The sequence below is a fragment of the Ochrobactrum sp. MYb379 genome (assembly GCF_037479515.1).
GTDB lineage: Bacteria > Pseudomonadota > Alphaproteobacteria > Rhizobiales > Rhizobiaceae > Brucella.
Genome location: NZ_JBBGYW010000004.1, coordinates 152,503 through 176,886, shown reverse-complemented (window position 1 = coordinate 176,886; position 24,384 = coordinate 152,503). Strand labels below are relative to the sequence as shown.

Here is a 24,384-nt window from a genome sequence, read left to right as displayed (position 1 = left end):
GGACCTGATCGACACTTCGCGATAGTGGCTATAGAATAACTTTTGCAAACCGCCACTTAGCGAACCGACTTGCTGTCCGCCCCACCTCCTCAAGTGGCCAGCCGATGAGTACCGAGCTTTTCGCACTGCTTTTGGGGGTAGCTCGACGTTGGCGTGATGCTGGATCGTTGCTATGATTGCGAAGGTGAGCATAATGATCAAGACATGGCTACGCCACCCAAGCTCGGAACGGGCTGCGGGATGTTCGAGATCGAAGTCATTCTTTGCCGTTTCGAAGCTGCAGTCGATCATAGACCGGTGCTTATCGACCCTTTCCGAGTTTGCAATAGACGTGCCCCTTTCTGCCTACGAGTTGCATACAGATCTGGGCTGAATGCTGATAACTATGCGCATGGAAATATTGGATCGAAGAAGTATCTCTTACGCCACAACTGGAACTTGGCGAGAGTCAAGCGCGCAACCAATCATTCGATCGATAAAGATCTTCTTTTTAAACGGGGCCGACATAATACAATAATATATATGTTTCGCGTGCACCCGAGAGGGTGATTGTGCAGGAGCTAGCTGCTGCCAAGTCAGCAGTTTGGAAAGAAGATAATCGGCCAGCGATGCAAAGTTCTAATGTTTACGCCAAAGCAAATGGCTACCGCTCGAACGTTATCGTCAATTCTAAAGGTGAGGTATGACGTTTATACCAATTCGAGTGGACACTATGCATTGCGCTAACAACATTGATTGCCAGCAAGAGCTGCCTCTATTTGTGCATAATTTTGTTAAAGTCAGCCACGCCAGCAAAGCGTGCGGCACGCACTTTTCCAAGCTTACTCTCATCAATAACCAGATATTTCTGTAAAGCGCGTTGCATTGCCATCTGCTTGACCGGCACTTCATGAAAATGGGAACAGGTTACGCCGTGCTGTTCATCAACGCCGCCTGCGGACAAAAATGCTTTGTTTATATTCAAGCGCTTAAGCACCTCAATGCCTTCATCACTCGAAAAAGACGCTGCTTCCGGATGGTAGATGCCACCGAGAACAATCAACCGAACATCGTTCCGGCGTGAAAGAATCTCCGCGACATTCAGCGAATAGCAGACAACCGTCAGGTGCTGGTTTTGTGGGATAAAATGCGCGAGATGTGGTGTCGTAGTGCCGCAATCAATAAAGATAGTATCGTGTTGCTCAATAAGAGCTGCAGCCGCAGTACAGGCCTCAATCTTACCGCTGGCATGACAATCTTTTTCAAAATCAAAGATATAATCGCTGCCATTTACGCCATCTTGCACGGGAATAATGTAACCACCCAAACAATTGAATGGTCCCGCATCGCGACTAATATCGCGCCGGATCGTCATTTCGGAAACGCCCAGTTTTATAGCTGCATCCCGAAGACGTAACACCCCGACCTCTTCAATGAGAGCTGCGATTTCAGCGATCCGCTCATCTTTTCGACTGATCCTGCTCACTGATTCCCCATTTCCGTTGTGGTGCGGTTTGATTTAGCCCGCCCCCCGAGTTTATGCAATTGTGATGGATTACACTTGACAGGTCAAACAGTAATATGAAACGATCCAAACATAATGATGCGATCATAACATTATGGTCTGTTTTTATGTGGAGGATACGACAACAGCTTTGGTCGCAAGCACTAGGATGTCTTGCAGCCATTGTCGGAAAGAGGATTTTGCAGCTAACCGAAAATGGCGGCTGCAATGGAGGAGACTCTGATGTGAGCATCGCATTGCGGAGCATCAGCGTAAAATCAATGGTCACCAATCCCGTTTGCGCAATTGCGTTCCAGCGGGAACTATCGTTTCCAGGGAGGAAATACCGGTGAAGAAGTTTATCGCGTCCATGGCTATTGCCATGTCTGTTGCTGTGCCACATGCCTTCGCGGAAGGTGTGGTCGATACATCAAAGGTCAACCAGGATCTGATCGCTGCCGCAAACGACAAGAAATACACCATTGCGACCGTTGTTAAAGTTGACGGCATTGCTTGGTTCGACCGCATGCGTGATGGTGTTGAGCAGTTCAAGTCCGATACTGGCAACGATGTATGGATGGTCGGCCCGAGCCAGGCAGACGCCGCCGCTCAGGTGCAGATTGTTGAAAATCTTATCGCTCAGGGTGTTGATGCCATCGCTATCGTTCCGTTTTCGGTCGAAGCAGTTGAGCCTGTTCTCAAAAAAGCCCGTGATCGCGGCATTGTCGTCATCAGCCACGAAGCATCAAACATTCAGAACGTCGACTTCAACATCGAAGCTTTTGACAACAAGGCTTATGGCGCGAACCTGATGAAGGAACTCGGCAAGTCGATGGGTGGCAAGGGCAAGTATGTCGCAACCGTCGGCGGTTTGACTGCAAAATCGCAGATGGAATGGATCGATGGTGCTGTTGAGTATCAGAAGGCCAACTTCCCTGAGATGGAACTGGTGACCGAGCGTCTCGAAACCTATGACGATGCAAACACGGATTACACCAAGCTCAAGGAAGCAATGACTGCATACCCAGACATCACAGGCATTTTGGGCGCTCCAATGCCAACCTCGGCTGGTGCAGGTCGTCTGATTGCTGAAGGTGGCCTTAAGGGCAAGGTATTCTTTGCAGGTACGGGCCTCGTTTCGGTTGCTGGCGAATATATTAAGAACGACGATATTCAGTATATCCAGTTCTGGGACCCGGCAGTTGCTGGCTATGCCATGAACATGCTGGCCGTTGCAGCGCTTGAAAAGAAGAACGACCAGATTAAGGCTGGGCTGAACATGGGTCTTCCAGGCTATGAAAGCCTGCTGGCTCCCGACGCTTCCAAGCCAAACATGCTTTATGGTGCGGGCTGGGTCGGTGTGACCAAGGAAAATATGGATCAGTACGATTTCTGATCGCTTCTGAACAGGAGAGAGAGGCGCCTGCCTCTTTCTCCCCACTCCATCTGCATCTGCAGCCTTGCATGAGGCCTCTATGACTGAAAATCTGATCGAATTGCGCCATATCGGCAAGCGTTTCGGCGGCGTTAAGGCATTGGACGATGTGTCCTTTACGATCAAGCCGGGCGAAATTCACTGTCTTGCCGGCGAAAACGGCTCCGGCAAATCCACAGTAATCAAGATCATGTCCGGTGTTTATACGCCCGAAGACGGTGAAATCCTGATCGATGGAAAAGCCGTTGGCAAGCTTGATCCCGTCAAATCCGTGCACCATGGCATTCAGGTTATTTATCAGGATTTCTCCCTGTTCGGAAACCTGACTGTCGCTGAAAATCTGGCGATTAATACCTTCCTTATGGAAGGCCGCAAAGCTGTTGACTGGAAGCGCGTGCGCGAACTTGCGCAGCAGGCGCTTGATCGTCTTGGTATTAAGATGGATCTGGATGCTGATGTAGACAGCCTGCCAACATCCGGCAAGCAGATCGTAGCAATCGCGCGCGCCGTTATGGCCGACGCGCGGCTTCTGATCATGGATGAGCCAACAACTGCCCTCACAAGGCATGAAGTTGATGCGCTGTTTAAGATCGTGCGCGATCTTCAGGCACAGGGTATCGCTGTTCTTTTCGTTAGCCACAAGATGCGCGAAATGCTGGAAATCAGCGAACGGCTAACTGTTTTTCGCAATGGCAAGAAAGTTGCTGAAGGCCCGATTAGTGAATTTGATGAACCATCCATCACTCATGCAATGACCGGTCAGGAACTGACTGCGCACAGCTATCACTGGTCGCGGCGTGAAGGCGCAACCGACATGCCAAGCCTTAAAGTCGAAAATCTGACCGTTGCGGGTTCTGTTGAAAATGCCAGCCTGACACTTCACGCAGGCGAGATAGTTGGAATCTCCGGTCTTATTGGCTCGGGCCGTACAGAGTTGGCGCTGGCCTTGTTTGGTATGAAGCCTGATTTCACCGGCTCGATACAGATCGAAGGCAAACACGTTCATCCGAAAACTGTTCAGGAAGGTATCGCCTGCGGCGTTGCTTATGTGCCGGAAGATCGTCTCACCGAAGGGCTTTTTCTCACGCAATCCATTGAGCGCAATATCATTGTCACCTCAATCGATAAATTCGTACGCGGCTTGTTCATCAATCGCAAAAAGGCTGATGCGACCACCCGCGATATGTTCTCGGCCATGAACATTATCGCCCCCGGCCCACATACGCCAGTCAATCATCTTTCCGGCGGCAATGCGCAACGCGTTGTGCTGGCGCGCTGGCTTCTGACAGGTGCCAGAATACTGATTCTCAATGGCCCGACGGTCGGCGTCGATGTCGGCTCGAAAGCGCAGATTCACAATATTATCCGTAAACTCGCACAGGACGAAGGTCTGGCTGTGCTGATGATTTCGGATGATGTGCCCGAACTGGTTCAAAACTGCAATCGTGTGCTGGTGATGCATCGCGGACGTTTCGTCGATGAACTTTCCGGTGAAAACATGACCGAAGATGCCGTCAATGACCGGCTCAAGACGTTGAATTGAGGAACCGGCATATGAAATTCTTTCGCAGTACCGAATTTATCATTGCCTGTGTGCTTCTCCTCGCAATGATCACTATTGGCCTTATTAATCCAGCCTTTTGGTCACTGGATAATATTTTTGGCCTCCTTCGCTCCAATGTCGTGATCGGCATCATGGCGCTCGGTGTTTTGCTGGTGATGATTTCCGGCGGCATCGATGTCTCGTTCACCGCCTTCGCCATCGCGGCCATGTACCTGACCGTCCGCGCTATGGTTTACTTTGGCTATGATGGGGTTTTCATCCCATTTGTAGCGGCAACGCTTATCGGCCTGCTGCTTGGGGCATTCAACGGCTTCATCATTCACCGTTTCAAGATGATCCCACTGATCGTGACGCTTGGCACCGGCTCCATTGTACGCGGCCTTGTGTTGGGTCTCGTCGGCACCAGCATCGTTAATATCAACAAAATGCCGAAAGAACTCATTGAGTTTGGTAAGACGGATGTGATTTCGCTGACATCAGCCACAGGCACCACGTTCGGCCTGACAGCGATGTTCGTTGTGTATCTCGCAATCGCTCTGATGATCCATCTGATCCTCAGCCATACAATGATCGGGCGAAGCGTCTATGCCTATGGTGGCTCACCGGAAGCAGCCAAGCGCGTTGGCTTCAACACACGCCGCACAATTTTCTTCGTTTATTGCGTGGCTGGTGCGCTTGCAGGCTTTGCAGGGCTTCTGCATTCATCAATGATCTGGCTTGCCAATCCGCGTGATTTTGTCGGTCTGGAACTCGATGTCATTGCAGCCGTGGTTCTAGGTGGTGCCTCCATCTTTGGCGGTCGCGGCACCGTACTTGGCACCCTCATGGGCGTTTTCATGCTCGTGATGGTCAAAAACTCTCTCATCATCATGAAGGTCGATACCACATGGCAGCGCGTCGTGGTCGGTCTTATCATCATCGCAGCTACCGCCATTACAGCATGGCGCGATCGCAAAAGCATCGCCTGAACGGAGAAAGCGACATGAAAAAGTCTTTCGACATGCGCCGCATCCTTGGCGCAGACAACAATATCATCCAGCTCATTGTCATCACGATCATCGTATTCGCACTAATGACGTGGATGAATCCAGACAAGTTCCTGCGTTATTATAATTTTGAATCCATCAGCTATATCATGCCGGAGCTTGGCATCCTTTCCATCGCCATGATGATTGCAATGCTGACCGGCGGCATTGATCTTTCTGTTGTCGGGATTGCAAATCTGGCAGGTATTGTGGCCGGGGTTTATTTCCATTCAAGCATGGTGCAGGCGGCGCAGACATCTGGCTCCAGCATGCTGTTCTACACGATTATCGGAATCCTGATCGCTATGCTAATCGGACTTTTAGCCGGGCTGGTGAATGGCCTGCTGATCGCGAAACTCCGCATTACGCCAATTCTTGCGACTCTCGGTACGGGTCAGGTCCTGATGGGACTGGCGCTGGTGCTCACAGGTGGACCTGCAATCGTCGGTTTCCCCGAAGCGTGGAACTGGGTTGGCAATGGCAAGATCATGGGCATAGCTACGCCATTCCTGCTGTTCATCGCTGTTTGTTTTGTTGTCGGAGTTCTGCTGACTCGTACCACGCTCGGCATCAATCTGATGCTGATCGGCACCAATCCGCGTGCAGCAGTTTTTGCGGGTATCCGCAAAGAGCGCATGATCCTTTATTCCTACATGCTGAGTGGCGTTCTCGCTTCGCTTGCCGGGATCATCCTATCGGGACGCACCAATGCGGCCAAGTCTGACTACGGCGCATCCTATCTGTTGCAGGCGGTTTTGATTGCAGTGCTTGGTGGCACCAATCCGGCTGGCGGTAAAGGGCGTGTGCTTGGCATCGCAATTGCACTCGTCGCCCTGATGCTTCTTTCCTCCGGCTTTCAGATGATGCGGTTCTCCAACCATTTGATCGACTTCATCTGGGGCGCATTCCTCATCATCGTTATCGCGATTAACGCTTCGCGCAATCAAGGCAGGTGATCCCAAATGGCGGATATTGAATTTCATCTTCGTCGTCAGGATTTTACTGAGCAGCCACATGTCATTGCCAGTGCAGACGGACTGAGTGTTACAGCGTTTCGCTATCCAAGCAGCATCGAAGCGCTGCTGATCGAAAACGAACGTGGCAATCTCATCGTGCTGCCTTTTATGGGACAGATGGTGTGGGGTGCGGAATTTGACGGTGTCGATCTCACGATGGGTAACAGCTTCTCCATGCCACGCCCTGCGACCACTATTGTAGAAACCTATGGCTGCTTTGCTTTTCATAGCGGCATTTTGCGCAATGGATGCCCTTCGCCGCAGGACGATCACCTTCTGCATGGCGAAATGGCTTGTGCGAAGATGGACAAGGCAGGGCTTTTGTTCGGCAATGACCAACGCGGTGCTTATGTCGAACTCACTGGAGAATATGAATACGTGATGGGCTTTGGCGCGCATTATCTTGCCCGCCCGAGCATTCGTCTCCATGCACAGGATACGCTTTTCGACATCACAATGGACGTTGAAAACCTGTCATCGGCACCAATGGAGCTCATGTATATGTGCCACGTCAACTTCGCCTATGACGAAGCTGCACGTATCATTCAGCCAGTTGGCTTCTCACCCGATCACGTTGAGGTTCGCACTGCCGTTCCAGGGCATATAACGCCTAATGACGATTACCTGGCCTTGATCAATCACCTGGCCGCCGATCCGTCAGCGATGGAAGTGCTGGACGAGCCAGAACGCTACGATCCTGAGCAGGTTTTCTACATTCGCGATCTGCCGAGCGACGCTCTTGGTCAAACGCATCAAATGATGCAACTCACCGATGGTGATGGCTTTGCGATCTCCTATCCTGTTGAGGCTTTCCCAAAAACCGTGCGGTGGGTTCTTGTCAACGGTGATGCGCAGGTTGCAGCTTTTGCTCTACCATCGACCTGTGAGCCGGAAGGTTATCTCGCTGAAAAAGCCAAAAACAATTTGCGGGCATTGGCATCGGGTGAGCGTGCCATCTTCCCTGTGCGCGTTGGCTATCTCGATCAGTCCGCCGCAAAACAATTTGAAGCCAAAATCAGGGCACTCTGAATTTTCCAAGGAGACGTCTTATGACCAGAAAGATCGGAGTGGTGGGGTCCAACATGGTGGATCTCATCACCTATGTGAACCGTATGCCCGGCCCTGGCGAAACGCTTGAAGCACCAACGTTCGAGATCGGTTGCGGTGGCAAGGGTGCTAATCAAGCCGTTGCAGCGGCGCGACTGGGTGCCGACGTCTTGATGGTAACGCGGGTTGGCGATGATGTCTTTGCTGACAACACTATCCGCAACCTCAACAGCTTCGGCGTTGATACGCGACACGTCGTAAAGGTTGCTGGCAAATCGAGCGGTGTGGCACCTATTTTCGTAGAACCTTCAGGCGAAAACTCGATCCTCATCGTCAAGGGCGCTAATGCCGATCTTCTGCCTGCAGAAGTGGATAAGGCTGCAAACGATCTGAAAGGATGCGGCCTCATTCTCATGCAGATGGAAGTGCCGGTCGAGACGGTGTATCACACAATCGCTTTTGCTGCCGAACACGGAATTGAGACCATTCTCAATCCAGCACCTGCTGCTGCAAATATTGATCCAGAGCTTATTCGGCAGGTAACATTTCTTGTTCCCAATGAGAGCGAGCTTGCGCTTCTCTCCGGTCTGCCAACAGATACCGACGATCAGATTGTCATTGCTGCCCGATCACTGATCGCGCGGGGCATTCGTACCGTTATCGTGACGCTTGGTGGACGTGGTGCACGCATGATCACCGCAACCGAGACCGTCAATATTCTGCCAGTCAAAGTGACACCGAAAGATACAACCGGCGCAGGGGATGCCTTTATCGGCTCGTTTGCTCGATTTTATGCTCAGAACGGTGATGTGGAAGCGTCGCTCACAAAAGCTTCACTTTATGCAGCCCATTCCATCACCCGACCCGGAACACAAAAAGCCTATGCCAGTGCAGATGAATTTGAAGCGTTCTGCCGCATCCACGCGCCAGAAGCTTCATGAACCCTACAGACGGACAATAAAATGAGTGAAACTTTTCCCCGCAATACTGGCACATCGCTCAAGCCTGACTGGTTTGAAGATGTTGTTGTGAACCGGAGTGCATCGGAGCGGCGGGCTTCTACGCTCGCTGCACGTCGTTCGATCAAGAAGGAATATCAGGCTGCATGGCTTGTGCGCGCAATCCAGTGCATTGATCTCACCACACTTGCCGGTGACGATACCGAAGGCCGTGTGCGCCGACTTTGCACCAAGGCGCGCCGTCCGGTTCGTGATGATATTCTTGAAGCACTGGGCTTGGCTGATGCGGGCATCACCACGGGTGCGGTCTGCGTTTATCCAACCATGGTTCCCTATGCGGTCAAGGCGCTGCAAGGTTCTGGCATTCCAGTCGCATCCGTTGCAACCGGCTTTCCAGCAGGCTTGACGCCGCTGCCGTTGCGCCTTGCCGAAATCACCTATGCGGTTGAGCAGGGTGCGGATGAGATCGACATCGTAATCACCCGCGAACATGTTCTGACACAGAACTGGTCAGCGCTTTATGATGAGATTGCCGCCATGCGTGAAGCCTGTGGCGATGCGCATATGAAAGCCATTCTTGCGACCGGCGATCTCAACACGCTCACCAACGTCTATCGCGCTTCGATGGTTGCGATGCAGGCGGGCTCTGACTTCATCAAGACCTCGACCGGCAAGGAAGATGTCAATGCGACGCTGCCTGTCAGTCTGACCATGGTTCGCGCCTTGCGCGATTATGGCGAGCTTTCTGGCCAGATTGTTGGCTTCAAGCCAGCCGGTGGCCTGAAATCCGCAAAGGATGCACTCGCCTGGCTGACTTTGATGAAAGAGGAACTCGGCAATCGCTGGCTCCAACCGGATTTGTTCCGCCTGGGCGCTTCGTCGATGCTTGGCGATATTGAACGGCAATTGGAGCACTTTGTGACTGGACGCTATTCGAGCGCCAACCGTCATGCTGCTGCTTAAATTTGGAATTTCGCATTCTCCTACTCAGAACCGCTTCGCGCTTTTGCTGGAAATGCTCGTAAGGAAAATAAAATGCGACCCATCAAGGACATTCTGAAGACCATGGAATATGGACCTTCCCCTGAAGCAAACGGCGATGTGAAGCAGTGGCTGGAACAGCATGGCCGTTCGTTTGGTCATTATATCAATGGCGCTTTCGTCAAGCCTGAAGGCAACAAAGTGATTGCCGTCAATAACCCAGCCAATGGCGACAAGCTTGCAGAGATAACACTTGGCACAGAGCAAGATGTCGATCAGGCGGTGAAAGCCGCACGCAGTGCCTTTGGCAAATGGTCGAAGCTTTCCGGCCATGAACGCGCCAAATATCTTTATGCCATCGCCCGTCATGTTCAGAAGCGCGAACGCTTTCTTTCAGTTCTGGAAACCATGGACAATGGCAAGCCGCTGCGTGAAACGCGCGACATCGATATTCCATTGGCTGTGCGCCATTTCTACCATCATGCCGGTTGGGCAGAGATGGTCGAAGACGAGTTCAAAGGCTTCTCGCCGGTTGGTGTCTGCGCTCAGGTCATTCCGTGGAACTTCCCATTGTTGATGCTGGCATGGAAGATCGCACCAGCCTTGGCTGCTGGCAATACCGTGGTGTTAAAGCCTGCCGATCTCACACCACTCACAGCTATTGCCTTTGCAGAAATCTGCCATGAAGTTGGCCTGCCTGCGGGTGTGGTCAATATCGTGCAGGGTGACGGCACCACAGGTTCGAGCGTCTGCGGCCATGAAGGTGTCGATAAGGTTGCCTTCACGGGTTCCACGCAGGTGGGCCGTATTATCCGCGAGCAGATTGCCGGTTCTGGCAAGAAGCTTTCGCTGGAGCTAGGTGGCAAGTCGCCGTTCATCGTGTTTGAAGATGCTGATCTTGATGCAGCCGTCGAAGGTGTGGTCGACGCCATCTGGTTTAATCAGGGTGAGGTCTGCTGTGCGGGTTCGCGCCTTCTGGTGCAGGAAGGCATTGCCGATCGCTTCTATGCCAAGCTGAAAAAGCGTCTTGAGACCTTACGCGTTGGTGATCCGCTGGATAAATCCACCGATGTTGGTGCGATTGTTTCTCCCACGCAGGTGAAGCGCATTTCTGATCTCATTCAGAAAGGTATTGAGGAAGGCGGACAGCTTTGGCAGACGCCAAATCCGCTGCCTGCCAAGGGCAATTACATTGCTCCGGGTTTCTTCACCGAAGTTGATCAGGCGGCAACGGTTTGTCAGGTGGAGATTTTTGGACCGATCGCCGCTGCCACAAGCTTCCGCACGCCCGATGAAGCAGTCGCTCTTGCCAACAATACACGTTATGGCCTTGCTGCTTCGATCTGGTCGGAAAACATCAATGTCGCGCTTGATCTTGCAGCCCGTGTGAAAGCCGGTGTTGTCTGGATCAACTGCACCAATATGCTGGATGCAGGTGCAGGCTTTGGCGGCTATCGTGAAAGCGGTTATGGTCGTGAAGGCGCACGCGAAGGGCTTTACGAATATCTCACGGCTGATTGGGAAAAGGCGCTTGGCTCATCCAAGGCGGCTGAAACCTTCGTGCCATCCGCTTTGCCATCCGGTGAGGCAAAGATCGCAATCGGCGGCATTGACCGCACGATGAAGAATTATATTGGCGGCAAGCAGGCGCGTCCTGATAGCGGTTACAGCTATTCGGTCACTGGCAAAGGCGGAGCGATCATCGGTCAGACGGGCATTGGCAACCGCAAAGACATCCGCAACGCGGTTGAAGCCGCAGCCAAGGCTTCAAGCTGGGGCAGTGCAACGGCGCATAACCGGGCGCAGGTGCTTTACTATCTCGGCGAAAATCTTGATGCACGTCGCGAAGACTTCATCAAAGCTCTCATCGAAAGCACTGGCGTCAGCGAGAAGAAAGCGACTGATGAAGTCGAAGCATCGCTGCGTCGGATATTCTATTACGCAGCACAGGCGGACAAGTTCGATGGTGCGGTCCATGCAACCAGGTCACGCCATGTGACGCTGGCCATGAATGAACCATGGGGCGTGATGGGGATTGTCTGCCCGGATGAGGCACCGCTCCTCTCACTCGTCTCGCTTGTGCTGCCAGCCATTGCCATGGGCAATCGTACCGTCGTTGTGCCGTCAAGCAGTCATCCGCTGATTGCGGGTGACTTCTATCAGTTGCTCGATACGTCCGATGTTCCGGGCGGTGTTGTCAACATCGTCACCGGCGAACGCGATCTGCTCACCAAAACACTGGCCGAGCATGATGAAGTGGCATCGCTTTGGTACTTCGGCTCAAAGGAAGGCAGTGGCATGGTCGAAAAGGCTTCTGTCGGAAACCTGAAGGCCACATGGGTCAGCAATGGCCGTTTGCCAAACTGGAACAACATAGCCGAAGCGCAGGGGCGCGATTATTTGCGCAGGGCTATTCAGGTTAAAAATATCTGGGTTCCATACGGCGCTTAAACAAACAAAGGCCCGGTTGAACGACCGGGCCTTCTATTTCTGATCAACCATTCATTTGAAAAGCATGACATTGAACTGTTCTGCCCACGTGTTTGATCCTAAGTTTTGATGGTGCACTATTTTCCCGTGCCTGGACGGATGCACTATGGGACACATTTTACACGGCAGCGCCACGCGATTTCCAGACTACCGGTGGTCAAGGGCGACAAGCCGATGGCAGCAGGCAATCTTGACTGGCCAACAGGGGATAAACTTTTATACAACCCGGCCGCCCCATCGAGGGATAACTTGCTAAATTATCCACTGCTGAGACAATGCGCGTCACAATTTGAGCGGCAGCGTCGGGATTGTCTTTGCTATATAGGCACCTATCTGGTCGAGCCGACGATTGGCGCGGCGTGTCTAGCGTAAACTAGGAGCAGTCATGCGCGACGACCATCCCCAACATACTTCGCTATGACGCTGCCCAGCTCTTCCGAAGTAGCGAATTCCTGGCGATCCGCTTCTGCGATTCGTGCTTGAATCTCCGCCAATTGCCATTCTTCCCGGACGACATAGTCTTCGATAGCTTGTGCGGCAAGATAAGCACGTGATCTATCAGACAGCGCGGCGATTTTATCGAGCTTTCTGGCGACGTCGTCCTGCACACGGACCGTAAACGCAGCAGTCATGATTAGCTTTTCCTTGGTTCATTCAGATTATTTATGAACCATTGCGGTTCGTCAAGGCAGCACAATTTTACTTCATTCTCAACCACTCACGCTTGTGATTTGCGCGCAATAATCGAGAACAGGTCGAGGATTGATTGCCAGTCAGGATTCTCGGCGATTACCTTCTCCTCAGCAGCAATATCTCGCGTCTATGTTGAAGAGAAGTGAATTGGCGTCCCGTTGTTCCGCGGCTTAAAGTTCGCCCCCTAGCTGGTGGGGATAATGTCTGGCCATTCCTGTGCGCCATGAAGTACGCGGAGATACGAACCGCCGATTGCGTTACAGAATAAGCCGCAACGTATGGGGTACCTTTTATAACCATCTCTCGCGTTCCGGCAATTCTACCAACACGACCACTCGCCGGAAAATCGATTAAGCGACGAGCAGCGGCAACGATACGTTCGTCAACCATTATTGCAGATGAGGGATTATCCGCCTCAATAAATGTGAAGATGGCGTCTCGATCTGATAAAGCAAATGCGGACCAGATGAGCTTCACTATTTAAGCGCCGCTGCTTTAAGGCGCGCTGCCGCCCGTCGTCTTTCGAAATGAGCGGTGACTTCATCATCCGGCACGTCGGGTCGCGTGTCGTGAAGCGCTTCCAGAACCTTACTGCGAAACCAGGCATCGTGCGCTTCGCTGCCTGATATAAGTTCGAGCGGTAATGCCCCCTCTTTCGCCGTCCGGGTGAGTAAAATACGGACTACTTCTGACACCGTAAGCCCCATACTTTCAAGCACCGCGGAGGCACGATCTCGAACTTCGGCATCAATGCGAGTTTGAACGAGTGCGTTCGAAGCCATAGGTATCTCCAACATAAATCTTAATTGTAATGCATATGAATTACACTGTCTATAGAGGATTTCCATTGGCGCCAAGCCGATGCATCTCTCGCCTTGGGAGGATATGAACTACTTGCCCCTATCACTGGATCGATTGCTGATAACCAGTCAATATTCCCGGCTCCAACCCAAAGCCGACGAACCACGTTGCCAAATGCGTTAAAAGCAGAATTGCAAAAAATTTTGCTTCGACATGCCATAAGGGAAGGCATGATGCACCTGGGGCAGCTTTTCCATGTTGCTAATACTACCCGACTTGCCATTCCCCTGCGTCCTCGGGAATGGTTGGAAGATCGTCGTACACGAATGGAAAATGGGTTGGCGCAGCGCGCAACGGGACATCTCTGGTGGAACCATCAACACGCTACGAGTGAAGGGTTGTATGTTTACGCTTCTGAGCCTGATCTGCAATCTGCGGCGCGTAACGAACAATCCAATGATTCAATGTTGCATGGTCAACGTCCACTCCACGCTCGGCCAGATCTCCTGAAGATCACGATAAGAAACGGAATAAGGAACATAGAAGAACACCGCATAAAGGATGACACTTTTGGGGAAATGAAAACCTTTGAAATCAATCGCCATAGCCAGTCACCTCACTCAATTATTCCCACCGAAACGACAATAGCGCAGCAGAAATGAAAAATCCGCGCCAGAACCCGGGGAAGTGCTTCGGCTACAGAGTCCTCCCCGAACTCATATTCCGATCATTCGCAGAACGGAGCCTGATCTCCCCTCGTGGCGTCTGTTATTGATTTTCACGGAGTGACCTCATTCAGATTCGAAATTCATTGAATAAGATTGGTTTTCATGACACAATGCGAGTGAAAAAGAATTTCATGGGAAAGTATCAAAAATCATGCTTCCTGGGCAAAAGAAGCCATTTTCAGGCCAGGCAAGCTTTTTTCACGACCGTCGCTTGCCGGAACGAGCAATTCCGGTCGGATACGCGTCCCTAATCGACGCTTTCGAGCTCGCTGTTCCCGTGCCGATCAACCTCGCCGCCATCGGTGCGCGCCACAAAGTCTATCAAGCTGACGACTGGAAGCTTTATACGCCACGCCACCAACCAGACGCTAGTCTCACAGGCCATTTGACCTTCGCTTTACGTTACGAAGGTCTGGACCTAGCCGTCCTTAAAGCCCTGTTTCAGGCTACTGGGCCAAGGCCACTTATCGAGATCGTGCATGCAGCGCCGACCGGTGCGTATGCGCGGCGTCTCTGGTTTCTTTATGAATGGCTGCTCGACACTAGGCTCGATCTCGATGATGCAACCCAAGGCACATACGCCCTGGTCGTCGATCCCGATCTGCAATGGGCAATCGATGGGACGACATCCTCTCGCCATCGGGTGAAGAATAATCTGCCGGGCACACCCGCCTTCTGCCCGATGATCTTCCGCACACCCAAGCTGGATGCTTTTATCGCCCGAGATCTCGGCGAGGAGGCTCGGCGCCTGATCGCTGAGGTGCCGGCGGATTTGCTTGCTCGTACTGCGGCCTTCCTGCTCCTTAAGGATTCACGGTCGAGTTTCCAGATTGAAGGCGAAGACCCTCCACCGGACCGCATTCAACGCTGGGGACAGGTTATCGCGGAGGCCGGTCGCCATCCAATCGACCGTGCCGAACTGGAACGATTGCAGCGCATCGTTATTGGCGATGCGCGTTTCGTGCACCTTGGCCTGCGCGCTGATAGCGGCTTTGTCGGAGAGCATGATCGCCTGAGCGGCGCGCCCATTCCGGATCATGTCAGCGCCCGGCATGACGATCTGCCGACTCTGATCGAAGGATTGACCGCATTCGACCGCGGTGCAGCACGGCAACTGGACCCGGTATTAGCCGGGGCCACCCTTGCTTTCGGCTTAGTCTATATCCATCCGTTTGAGGACGGAAATGGACGCCTGCATCGTTACGTCATCCATCATGTTTTGGCGGAACGCGGTTTCAATCCGCCTGGGTTGGTGTTTCCTGTCTCGGCAGTCATTCTCGACCGCATTGATGAGTACCGGCACGTCTTGGAGACCTATTCCCGTCGCCTGTTGCCTTTTGTCCGCTGGCGACCGACCGAGCGAGGCAATGTCGAGGTGCTGAACGAGACGGTCGATTTTTATCGATATTTCGACGCAACGCCCCATGCGGAATTCCTGTTCGAATGCGTGGCGCGTACCATTGATACTGACCTGCCAGCAGAGACCGCCTTCCTGAAAACCTATGATAGTTTCAAGAATGAGGTCTCGCGGATGATTGACATGCCGGACAGGCTGCTCGATCTCCTGTTCCGCTTTCTAAGCCAGAATGGCGGTAAGCTGTCGAAGCGTGCTCGCGAAAGGGAGTTTGCCGGCCTGGCTGAAGAGGAGGCTGCGCGTATCGAGCTCATCTACACTGAATTGCTGCAGTCCTGATTGGGCTTTACCAACGATACGGCTAGGTTCGCCCGATTAAACGGTGCGAATTGGTTGGCCTGTTTCTGATTTTGAGTTGGGGTCGAGAAATCGCATTCGCCGTAAACCGCAGAAAAAGGGGCCGAGCGCTCCCCACATAGGGATATTACCGAGTGAACCCGGCTTTTAATGTACACTTTTATTCTCGCGGAACATCGATTTTTCGTGTACATAAATTTACATGAAGATCGTATGGGACGAACCCAAGCGCGAAGCAAATCTCGCCAAACACGGAATGGATTTCGCTGACGTTGTATTTTCGGATGGGAGACAGCCCTTATTACCGGGAGCCACACTAACCGAATGAAGGCAGTTGGCTATTTCGAAGACGGTACCGCGGTTGTAATCTATGCGGAACTTGGCACTGAGGCGATTTCGATCATCAGCTTTCGCCCTGCGAACCAGAAAGAAAGGGGCTTAATCTAATGGCTATCAAATTTCGACCTGAACATGCTGCTGAACACGGTTACACCAAGCAGGATTGGGATGCTGTTGACAGCCCTTCTCTGACCGAGGAGGAAATCAAAAGCCTCAAACCAGCTAAAGAAATTTTGCCGACTGCCTTTTTTGCAGAACTCGAAAAAGGCAGAACTACGCGTGGTCGCCCTCGCATCGATAAACCAAAAGAAGCCGTAACTCTTCGTCTCGATCCTGATGTAGTTGCCAAGTTCAAAGCCAATGGAAAGAATTGGCGCGCCAATATGAATGATGCTCTGCGGAAGGCCGTCGGCCTATAACAAAACCCCGCTCAATAATGGCGCTCATGATATCGGTTGCAATTTTGTAACGTTGGCTCATGCTTAACTTCGGGACAAGTCCACTCATTTTGACGTTGAAAAAGTGATAGATGGCGTCGAGCATGGCGACGTAACGGGGCAAATTTCTTGGCATCGGTGTTTCTGATTCCAAGTCAGAAACATTTATTCCTTCAAAGCGGCATGAACTGGCTAATTTGAAACTGGTGCCGAATTGTTGGCGCGAACTGATCCGTGGTATGCGCTTCCCCAAAGATTTTGACGTAGAGTCAAGAACACGCGCCCATCAGCCATTGCAGATTCCCAGTCAAAAAATTCTGGCTCTGATTCAAGCCCATTGGACAACCTTTCCATCTGCAATGTAAACAAGCCTGCGAAAGTGATCCGTCTGCAGGACTTAAACACAAGCATGATGCACTTGGGCTAACTTCTCCACAGTTGGAGTAGCTTTTCCAACGGGCAAATTGTTGGATTGGTTGGGCCAAACGGAACCGGCAAATCCACGCTTATCAATACTGTCGCCGGATTATTGCATTATTCAGGGCGTATCACATGGCAGAACGAAATTGTTAATATAAAGAACGTTGGTTTCATGCCGCAAAACTGTCAGGTGCGCGCAGAACTGACGGTGATCGAGACCGTGCTTCTGGGAATGCACGAACAACTTGGTATTCGCGTGTCGTCTGATCTGGTCGATCGGGCTATCAATATTCTCGAAGATTTTAGCATAGCGCATTTGCATGCCCGCTCAATGCACAATCTTTCTGGTGGACAGCAACAGCTCGTCATTCTGGCGCAGCGGCTTATTCGCCAACCAAGTCTATTGCTCTTGGATGAAGCCACGAGTGCTCTCGACATCCGTCATCAGATGCAGGTTTTTGATCGATTACGTAATTACGTCGAGAAAACAAAGGCGCTTGTTGTGATTGCCATTCACGATCTTAATCTGGCAGCCAGGCATACAGAAACCATTGTTTTGCTAAACGAGCGCGGGATATTTGCGAAAGGAAGCTTCAATTCAGTCATCTCCGAGAAAACCTTAAGGGACGTCTACGGTATAGATTCAGAGATTGTTCAATCGCCAACCGGCAGAGTGGCAATACTTCCTATTAGTTCGGCGTATTAGATAAGTTGTTGACCCCCAAGAAAGTATGATCTTTAATAAGATTCGTCATACTTTCTTGGGGGTTTAAGTGAATAAATTCATTCGTTCGCTCGCGATGTCACTCGCGCTAACAATTTCTGTTGGCGGTGTAGCAACAGCAGAAAACAAGCTTAATTTTGCATGGCCCGTTAATGTTGGCCCTCTTAATCCGCATCTTTATACGCCCAATCAGATGATGGGGCAGAATATGGTTTATGAGCCCCTGGTTCGATATATGAGCGACGGCTCAGTACAGCCATGGCTCGCGGAATCCTGGGACATTGAAGACGGCGGAAAAACCTATGTTTTCAAACTCCGTGAAGATGTAAAATTCTCCAATGGTGAGATTTTTGATGCTGCCGCCGCCAAAGCAAATTTCGATGCTGTTCTTGCAAACAGAGAACGGCATGCCTGGCTCGAGCTGGCTAACCAGATTACCTCGGCAGAGGCACTTGAACCATACAAGCTTAAGTTGACCCTTAAAGACGCATATTACCCCATCCTTCAGGAATTGGCCCTGCCGCGCCCATTCAGGTTTATTGCACCTTCGCAGTTTAAAGACGGTGGCACAAAAGACGGCATCGTTGCGCCGATTGGCACCGGGCCCTGGAAGCTCGTCGAAACAAGGCTGGGTGAAAAGGATGAGTTCGTTCGGAATGAGGGCTACTGGGGGGATAAGCCTGAATATGAGCAGATCACTGTCAAAGTTATCCCTGATCCACATACCCGCGCCATTGCTTTTGAGACCGGGGAAGTAGACTTCATCTACGGTCTAGACGGCCCGCTCTATCCTGATACTTTTCAGCGTTTTAAAAACATGGGTGTCTATACGACAGAACTGTCCGACCCAATGGAAACCTGGGTTTTTGCGATTAACACAAAGACCGGAGCAACGCATGACCTCGCCATTCGCAAGGCAATCAACCATGCTGTCAACAAAGACAAGATGATAGATAAGGTGCTCTACGGCACGCAAAAGCGAGCAGATACGCTTTTCTCAACCAATGTACCCTATGCAGATATTGGTCTTAAGCCCTACGAATATGATGTTGAGGGTGCCAAACGCCTGTTGGATGAGGCCGGATGGAAAGCAAACAGCGAGGGAGCCATTCGCCAAAAAGATGGTGAAGCACTAACCGTTGAACTTAATTTCATCGGAACGGATGCTATTGCAAAATCTATTGCCGAAGTCGTTCAGGCAGATCTTCGACAGATCGGCATCGATGTAAAACTTACCGGGGAGGAAGAAAGCAGTGTCTACGCCCGTCAGCGCGACGGGCGATTTGGCCTGATCTTCAATCGCACATGGGGCGCGCCATTTGATCCCCATGCCTTTGTCAGCTCCATGCGCATTCCTTCACATGCTGATTATCAGGCACAGCAAGGGCTGACGGATAAGGCCGAGATTGACGCAAAAATTGGCCAAGTGTTCACAACGGGCAATGAGGAAACCAGAAAGCAACTCTATAAGGACATCCTGACCCGTTTGCATGAGGAGGCCGTTTATCTTCCGCTAACATTCGTCACAGCTATTGCTGTTGCAAAGCCAGAAGTTGGTCCAATTCCGTTTGGCGCAATGTCAAGTGAAGTGCCGTTTGAACAACTGAAGCCAAAGGCAGATTAAGTGCCATGCCAGCTTTTATTCTCAGGCGAGTGCTTCTTCTCATACCGATGTTGCTCGGTGCATCACTTTTCATATTCTTAACTTTGAGGCTGGGTCCAAGTGACCCAGCAATGGATTATCTCAGACTATCCAAAGTCCCACCGACACCACAAGCACTGGAAAATGCCCGGCAAATGCTCGGGCTCGATCAACCGATATTTGTCCAGTATTTTGAATGGTTGTGGAATGCTCTTCGGTTAGATTTTGGCATATCTTATGCTACGCAACGGACGGTATTGCCCGATATTCTGCATTTCCTCCCAGCCACTTTGCAACTCGCCGGTTTGGCACTTCTTTTAACCATCGGTCTTTCTATTCCACTTGGAATGTGGGCTGCGCGTTATCGCGAGAAATGGCCAGATCAATTCGTGCGGTTCATTGCTTTTGTCGGTGTGTCGATGCCGAATTTCTGGCTGGGCTTTTTATTGGTACTGGTGTTCTCCGTTCACCTTGGTTGGCTGCCACCGATGGGTAAAGGGGGCATTTCCCATATCATAATGCCTGTTATAGCAATCTCATTCATGTCTCTGGCAATCAACGCGCGGCTTTTGCGCGCCAGCATGCTTGAAGTTAGCGGACAGCGTCATGTACGATATGCACGTTTACGCGGATTATCAGACCGGCGTGTTGAACATTCACATATTCTGCGCAACGCCTGGCTCCCGATCATTACAGCTATTGGCATGCATATCGGCGAACTCATTGGTGGTGCACTCATCATCGAAAGCATATTCGGCTGGCCGGGTGTCGGTCGATATGCGGTATCCGCAATCCTCAACAGAGATTATCCGGTAATTCAGTGCTTCACGCTGCTCATGGTCGTGATTTATGTTCTATGTAATCTTATCGTCGACATCATCTATGCCATCGCAGATCCCCGGATCCGCCTATCAGCGGAGGGTGTACAATAATGATGCAAAATCAAGTCACCGCACAAAGCGTGTCAAAAACCTTAAGCCGCAATTTACTTCTCTGGTTTTCATTCGCAGTCGTCAGCCTGATTGTGATCGCAGCCATAGCAGGGCCTTGGATATCGCCTCACAACCCTGATTTTGTCGACATTGGCCGAAGACTGCAATCACCCGATGGCACATTCTGGCTGGGAACCGATCATCTGGGACGAGACATATTCTCTCGTTTGATTGCAGGTGCTCGTGTCTCACTCGGAGCTGTCGCAATCACTCTGCTCATCATCCTAACTCTCGGCATCAGCATTGGCGGTTTTTCGGGTTTTGTCGGTGGGCGCACTGATCAGATTATTATGCGCGTAACAGACGTCTTTCTAACCTTTCCCACACTCGTTCTTGCACTTTTCATGATTGGTATGCTCGGAACTGGCATCGTCAATGTAATCATCGCCATCGCTTTGTCACACTGGGCCTGGTACGCGCGCATTGTTCGCGGCATTGTTCTCTCACTTCGTCACCGGGAGTTCATTCTTGCTGCACGGCTAAGCGGAGCCAGTCGACTTCGCGTCTTCATGAAGCATTTGTTTCCCGCAACGATTGCGCAGTTGATGGTGCTGGCAACCTTGGACATCGGGCACATGATGCTTCACGTCTCCGGCCTGTCTTTCCTTGGTCTGGGTGTTGCTGCGCCAACGGCTGAGTGGGGCGTCATGATCAATGATGCACGGCAGTTTGTCTGGACATCGCCAATGCTGATCTTCTGGCCCGGCCTCATTCTCTTTTTTAGCGTGATGGCTTTCAATGTCTTAGGCGATGCCCTGAGAGACCGCCTGGATCCTAATCTGAGGGCAGAAACGTGTCATTAAATTCGCAGACTCTGGAAATTCGTAATCTCTCCGTCGGTTACGCGCACGAGAACCACATTCACCTGATTGTTGCTGATCTTTCGCTCACGATCGAACGCGGCAAAATATTAGCCCTTGTTGGTGCCAGTGGCTCGGGCAAGTCAATGACATGCTCCGCAGTCCTTGACGTATTACCGCCTGGCGTAAGGACGATTTATGGAGCAATCTGGCTTGACGGCAAACAAGTAAGCGCGAAAGAACTGCGCGGCAATCACGTTGCAAGCATCATGCAAAATCCGCGTAGTGCGTTTAATCCCGTACGAACGATGCGGCAGCATATTGCAGAAACGCTTTCAGCACTCGGTCGCAATAGTCGTCATGAAAAGGCCGATATCAAAGAGGCTTTGCTCGCCGTCGAGCTTGATGATCCTGATCGAATACTTGATCTTTACCCATTCGAAATGAGTGGCGGCATGTTGCAGCGCATGATGATTGCAATCGCTTTGCTGAGTAAATCAGAATTTCTTTTTGCTGATGAACCAACGACTGACTTAGACTTGGTTGTTCAGATGAAAATTCTGGACCTTATCGAAAAGCTGGCCCGAGAAAAAGGCTTAGGCGTTCTGCTGATAACGCACGACATGGGCGTTGTTGCAAAAATAGCAGATCAGGTCGCAGTTATCGAAAATGGGATATTGGTTGAGAAAGAGCTGGTCGAAAAGATCTTTAACTCACCCAAAGACCCCGTCACACGAATGCTGGTGTCTGCCCACTTATCGTTATACGGCATGGAGTTGGCTGTCTGATGCTCTTGCAAGCAAAAAATATCGGTAAATCTTACCAGACGCATTCTCTGATGGGATCGAGCCCTGCGCGCCTCATTCTTGATGATGTATCGTTGAACATTCAAGAAGGTGAGACGATTGCCCTGTTGGGACGCAGCGGCTGTGGCAAAAGCACACTTGCAAGACAGCTTTGCGGATTGGAATATCCTGAAACGGGCGAGGTACTTTACCAAGGCTCATCGACCCGAAAGCTAACGCGTGAGCAAACGCGCTTATTTCGCCGCGATGTGCAAATGGTCTTTCAGGATTCACCCAGTGCCGTGGATCCGCGCATGACGGTCAAGTCCATCATTGAAGAGCCGTTGAGGCACCTTACTGAACTCAAAGGAGAGCAGAGGCTCACGCGCATTGTCGAGCTTCTTGACATGGTCGAGTTGACAAAAGATCTGCTCAACAAGCTACCCTCGCAGATCAGTGGTGGTCAGTTACAACGCGTGTGCATAGCTCGAGCGCTTGCGGCAAATCCCAAACTGATTATTCTCGACGAGGCTGTTTCAAACCTTGATACGCACTTGCAAGCCTCTGCGCTAAAACTACTCACAAAATTGCAAGACAGCCAGAAGGTTTCGTATCTCTTCGTCACGCACGATTTGAGGCTCGTTGAGCGCTTTGCAGACCGAATTCTCGTGATGGAAAATGGCCGTTTTGTAGAAGAGCAAAATAACGGCGATATAGAGATGCTTTCTCATCCAGCATCTATCGAGCTCAAAAACGCAATCCTGCCCGCCCTACCCCAGAACAAATTTGAAATGGAAGTCGCTTAAGCGAGCTTGTGAAGAATTGCGGCATCCCGAAGAAACTACAAAAGACCAGGAAGACGACTTAATGAGATCAGCTATCTCATTAAGTCGCTCATAAATTTAGTCTAGGCCCATCTACGAATTGTTTGGCAGTGCGATTAAGTCTCGCATTTTTCGCAGAGCGACATCGTGGTCTTCCTGATACTTTATTATATCATGAAAGCGGCCTCCCTTTTCTAACAGAAATATAGAGGCCGTGTGGTCCATTGTATAATCACCATCCTGAAGCGGTATTTTAGCAGCGTAAATTTTATAACTCTTAATAGCGTCTTCAATGTTTGCTTCGCTGCCGCTTACACCCATAATGTGGCTGGAAACATTGCTAACATAGGTTTTCATAATCTCCGTTGTGTCACGGCTTGGGTCGACTGTGATGTAGTAGACCTTCAACTTGTCCCGATCAGCTCCCAAATCATTCATTAAACCGTCGAGCTCATACAACGTTGTTGGGCAAACCTCCGGACAATGTGTAAAGCCGAAAAACACAGCAGCCGGGGTCGATCTTAAGTCCTGCTCTGTGAACGCGTCTCCATTCATCGTGACAAGTTTGAGAGGTCCGCCAAATGGCTCTCCTGCAGCTTGTTTGTCGATGTAATGATTGATCGATGCAGCAGCCACTATGACCACCATCGATAATCCAATTAAGATCGGAAGTAGTTTTTTGATCATGATTTTAAACCCGGAAGAAATAACAATATTCTGTCATTTCTGAAAACTTTGAAACTTGTGGACATTCCAACGCTCTGAGTATTTCTTTTCAGACTTGCGACGGCGGTTCGGATTTAAGTCCGTCCGAACGCCGCCGTGCGAATGTTAGAATGTCAGCTGATTAATCATTCAATGGGAAGAATGATCGTCCGAACTATGACCCGATTTGCTGTGATCATGTGCGTCACTCTTGGCTCCGCCCATAGCATTGACAGCATATTCCACGTCCACGGTGCCTGCCTTTTCGAAAGTCAGTGAGCCCTTGAACTTCTCACCCTCTTTGAGACCGTGTTTCAAATTCATAAACATGATGTGATACGAACCAGGCTTCAACTCTGCCTTACCATCTGCAGGAATTTCAAGACCATCAGACAAAGGTCGCATGGTCATGATCCCTTTGTCATCGACCTTCATTTCATGTATTTCAGTTTTTCCCGCGATTTCGCCTGTGGCAGCGATCAGTCTGTCTGCTTGCTTGCCGTGATTGTTGATCACAAGGTAACCGCCTGCGACTTTAGCACCTTCAGGGGTTGCGCGTGACCAGGGATGAACGATCTCCAATTCCCCTTTTTTAAACTCATGCGCAAATAAGGGCTGCGTGAAAACAAACAATGTCAGCAAAGCCAAGGAGGCAATACCAATCTTTTCTTCAATAGAACGGAAACGAAGTGCTGGGTGGGCTTCAAGAAAACTAGCGAACGAATTTGAAAACGAACGTGACATATTGATAGCTCCGATTGAGCGCAGATCAAATTGAACTGC

General features: G+C 51.0%; 21 protein-coding genes and 4 pseudogenes. 18 read left to right on the top strand and 7 right to left on the bottom strand.

All coding sequences use genetic code 11. The annotated features are described in order from the left end of the window. Window positions 1-545 precede the first annotated feature (545 nt). The gene (locus WH356_RS10810; RefSeq protein ID WP_339510628.1) at window positions 546-686 is read left to right on the top strand and encodes a type II toxin-antitoxin system CcdA family antitoxin; all 141 of its coding nucleotides are present in this window, start codon (window positions 546-548) and stop codon (window positions 684-686) included. A gap of 68 nt (window positions 687-754) precedes the next feature. Here WH356_RS10810 and WH356_RS10805 read toward each other — a convergent pair whose 3' ends face one another. Next, window positions 755-1,465 (bottom strand): DeoR/GlpR family DNA-binding transcription regulator, encoded by a 711-nt coding sequence (locus WH356_RS10805; protein ID WP_339510626.1) that lies wholly within the window; start codon window positions 1,463-1,465, stop codon window positions 755-757. 367 nt (window positions 1,466-1,832) lie between these two features. Here WH356_RS10805 and WH356_RS10800 point away from each other — a divergent pair, with 367 nt between their 5' ends. The 8 genes from WH356_RS10800 to WH356_RS10765 all read left to right on the top strand — a co-directional run bounded on the left by WH356_RS10800 (window position 1,833) and on the right by WH356_RS10765 (window position 11,961). Then, entirely contained in the window at window positions 1,833-2,879 is a 1,047-nt protein-coding gene (locus WH356_RS10800; RefSeq protein WP_339510624.1) for an autoinducer 2 ABC transporter substrate-binding protein, read from the top strand. Window positions 2,880-2,958: 79 nt separating this feature from the next. Then, a complete protein-coding gene (locus tag WH356_RS10795) occupies window positions 2,959-4,461 on the top strand; it encodes a sugar ABC transporter ATP-binding protein (protein ID WP_339510622.1) in 1,503 nt (500 codons plus the stop codon). A gap of 11 nt (window positions 4,462-4,472) precedes the next feature. Beyond that, the gene (locus WH356_RS10790; RefSeq protein ID WP_339510620.1) at window positions 4,473-5,450 is read left to right on the top strand and encodes an ABC transporter permease; all 978 of its coding nucleotides are present in this window, start codon (window positions 4,473-4,475) and stop codon (window positions 5,448-5,450) included. 14 nt (window positions 5,451-5,464) lie between these two features. Then, complete coding sequence (locus WH356_RS10785) at window positions 5,465-6,463, top strand: ABC transporter permease (RefSeq protein WP_339510618.1); 999 nt, start codon at window positions 5,465-5,467, stop codon at window positions 6,461-6,463. Window positions 6,464-6,469: 6 nt separating this feature from the next. Next, on the top strand, window positions 6,470-7,552 hold the full coding sequence (locus WH356_RS10780) for an aldose 1-epimerase family protein (protein WP_339510616.1): 1,083 nt from the start codon (window positions 6,470-6,472) through the stop codon (window positions 7,550-7,552). A 20-nt stretch (window positions 7,553-7,572) separates the two neighbouring features. Beyond that, window positions 7,573-8,511: a ribokinase gene (gene rbsK / locus WH356_RS10775; RefSeq protein ID WP_339510614.1), complete on the top strand. Its 939-nt coding sequence runs from the start codon at window positions 7,573-7,575 to the stop codon at window positions 8,509-8,511. A gap of 21 nt (window positions 8,512-8,532) precedes the next feature. Next, window positions 8,533-9,492: a deoxyribose-phosphate aldolase gene (gene deoC, locus WH356_RS10770; protein ID WP_339510612.1), complete on the top strand. Its 960-nt coding sequence runs from the start codon at window positions 8,533-8,535 to the stop codon at window positions 9,490-9,492. Between the two features lie 72 nt (window positions 9,493-9,564). Next, entirely contained in the window at window positions 9,565-11,961 is a 2,397-nt protein-coding gene (locus WH356_RS10765) for an aldehyde dehydrogenase family protein (protein WP_339510610.1), read from the top strand. A gap of 422 nt (window positions 11,962-12,383) precedes the next feature. Here the strand turns inward: WH356_RS10765 and WH356_RS10760 are convergent, their stop codons facing one another. From WH356_RS10760 to WH356_RS10745, 4 genes and pseudogenes are all read right to left on the bottom strand, one after another. Continuing rightward, window positions 12,384-12,632, bottom strand: coding sequence for a CopG family ribbon-helix-helix protein (locus WH356_RS10760; protein ID WP_339510608.1), 249 nt, complete (start codon window positions 12,630-12,632; stop codon window positions 12,384-12,386). 245 nt (window positions 12,633-12,877) lie between these two features. Beyond that, window positions 12,878-13,170, bottom strand: a pseudogene (locus WH356_RS10755) (type II toxin-antitoxin system RelE/ParE family toxin). Further along, complete coding sequence (locus WH356_RS10750) at window positions 13,170-13,475, bottom strand: type II toxin-antitoxin system RelB/DinJ family antitoxin (RefSeq protein WP_339510606.1); 306 nt, start codon at window positions 13,473-13,475, stop codon at window positions 13,170-13,172. Before WH356_RS10750 ends, WH356_RS10755 begins: the two are co-directional and overlap by 1 nt. 406 nt (window positions 13,476-13,881) lie before the next feature. After that, window positions 13,882-14,099: pseudogene (locus WH356_RS10745) on the bottom strand (IS6 family transposase); the annotation flags it as partial. Between the two features lie 274 nt (window positions 14,100-14,373). Between WH356_RS10745 and WH356_RS10740 the strand changes: the two are divergent. The 9 genes and pseudogenes from WH356_RS10740 to nikE all read left to right on the top strand — a co-directional run bounded on the left by WH356_RS10740 (window position 14,374) and on the right by nikE (window position 22,878). Further along, window positions 14,374-15,915, top strand: coding sequence for a Fic family protein (locus WH356_RS10740; RefSeq protein ID WP_339510604.1), 1,542 nt, complete (start codon window positions 14,374-14,376; stop codon window positions 15,913-15,915). 220 nt (window positions 15,916-16,135) lie between these two features. Beyond that, a pseudogene (locus tag WH356_RS10735) lies at window positions 16,136-16,380 on the top strand (BrnT family toxin). Further along, window positions 16,380-16,691: a BrnA antitoxin family protein gene (locus WH356_RS10730; protein WP_339510602.1), complete on the top strand. Its 312-nt coding sequence runs from the start codon at window positions 16,380-16,382 to the stop codon at window positions 16,689-16,691. The pseudogene WH356_RS10735 and the gene WH356_RS10730 overlap by 1 nt, the downstream one beginning before the upstream one ends. A 475-nt stretch (window positions 16,692-17,166) precedes the next feature. Further along, window positions 17,167-17,835, top strand: a pseudogene (locus tag WH356_RS10725) (ABC transporter ATP-binding protein); the annotation flags it as partial. A gap of 94 nt (window positions 17,836-17,929) precedes the next feature. Next, on the top strand, window positions 17,930-19,477 hold the full coding sequence (gene nikA / locus WH356_RS10720) for a nickel ABC transporter substrate-binding protein (RefSeq protein ID WP_339511163.1): 1,548 nt from the start codon (window positions 17,930-17,932) through the stop codon (window positions 19,475-19,477). A gap of 5 nt (window positions 19,478-19,482) precedes the next feature. Next, a complete protein-coding gene (nikB, locus tag WH356_RS10715) occupies window positions 19,483-20,427 on the top strand; it encodes a nickel ABC transporter permease subunit NikB (RefSeq protein ID WP_339510600.1) in 945 nt (314 codons plus the stop codon). Further along, on the top strand, window positions 20,427-21,290 hold the full coding sequence (nikC, locus tag WH356_RS10710) for a nickel ABC transporter permease subunit NikC (protein WP_339510598.1): 864 nt from the start codon (window positions 20,427-20,429) through the stop codon (window positions 21,288-21,290). The genes nikB and nikC overlap by 1 nt, the downstream gene beginning before the upstream one ends. After that, on the top strand, window positions 21,281-22,075 hold the full coding sequence (locus tag WH356_RS10705) for a nickel import ATP-binding protein NikD (protein WP_445253654.1): 795 nt from the start codon (window positions 21,281-21,283) through the stop codon (window positions 22,073-22,075). Before nikC ends, WH356_RS10705 begins: the two co-directional genes overlap by 10 nt. Continuing rightward, entirely contained in the window at window positions 22,072-22,878 is an 807-nt protein-coding gene (nikE, locus tag WH356_RS10700) for a nickel import ATP-binding protein NikE (RefSeq protein WP_339511159.1), read from the top strand. The genes WH356_RS10705 and nikE overlap by 4 nt, the downstream gene beginning before the upstream one ends. A gap of 111 nt (window positions 22,879-22,989) precedes the next feature. On the opposite strand, the gene WH356_RS10695 is transcribed toward nikE, so the two are convergent. After that, complete coding sequence (locus tag WH356_RS10695; protein WP_339511157.1) at window positions 22,990-23,580, bottom strand: SCO family protein; 591 nt, start codon at window positions 23,578-23,580, stop codon at window positions 22,990-22,992. Window positions 23,581-23,751: 171 nt separating this feature from the next. Then, window positions 23,752-24,345, bottom strand: a complete 594-nt coding sequence (locus WH356_RS10690; RefSeq protein ID WP_339510596.1) for a copper chaperone PCu(A)C — start codon at window positions 24,343-24,345, stop codon at window positions 23,752-23,754. Window positions 24,346-24,384 lie beyond the last annotated feature (39 nt).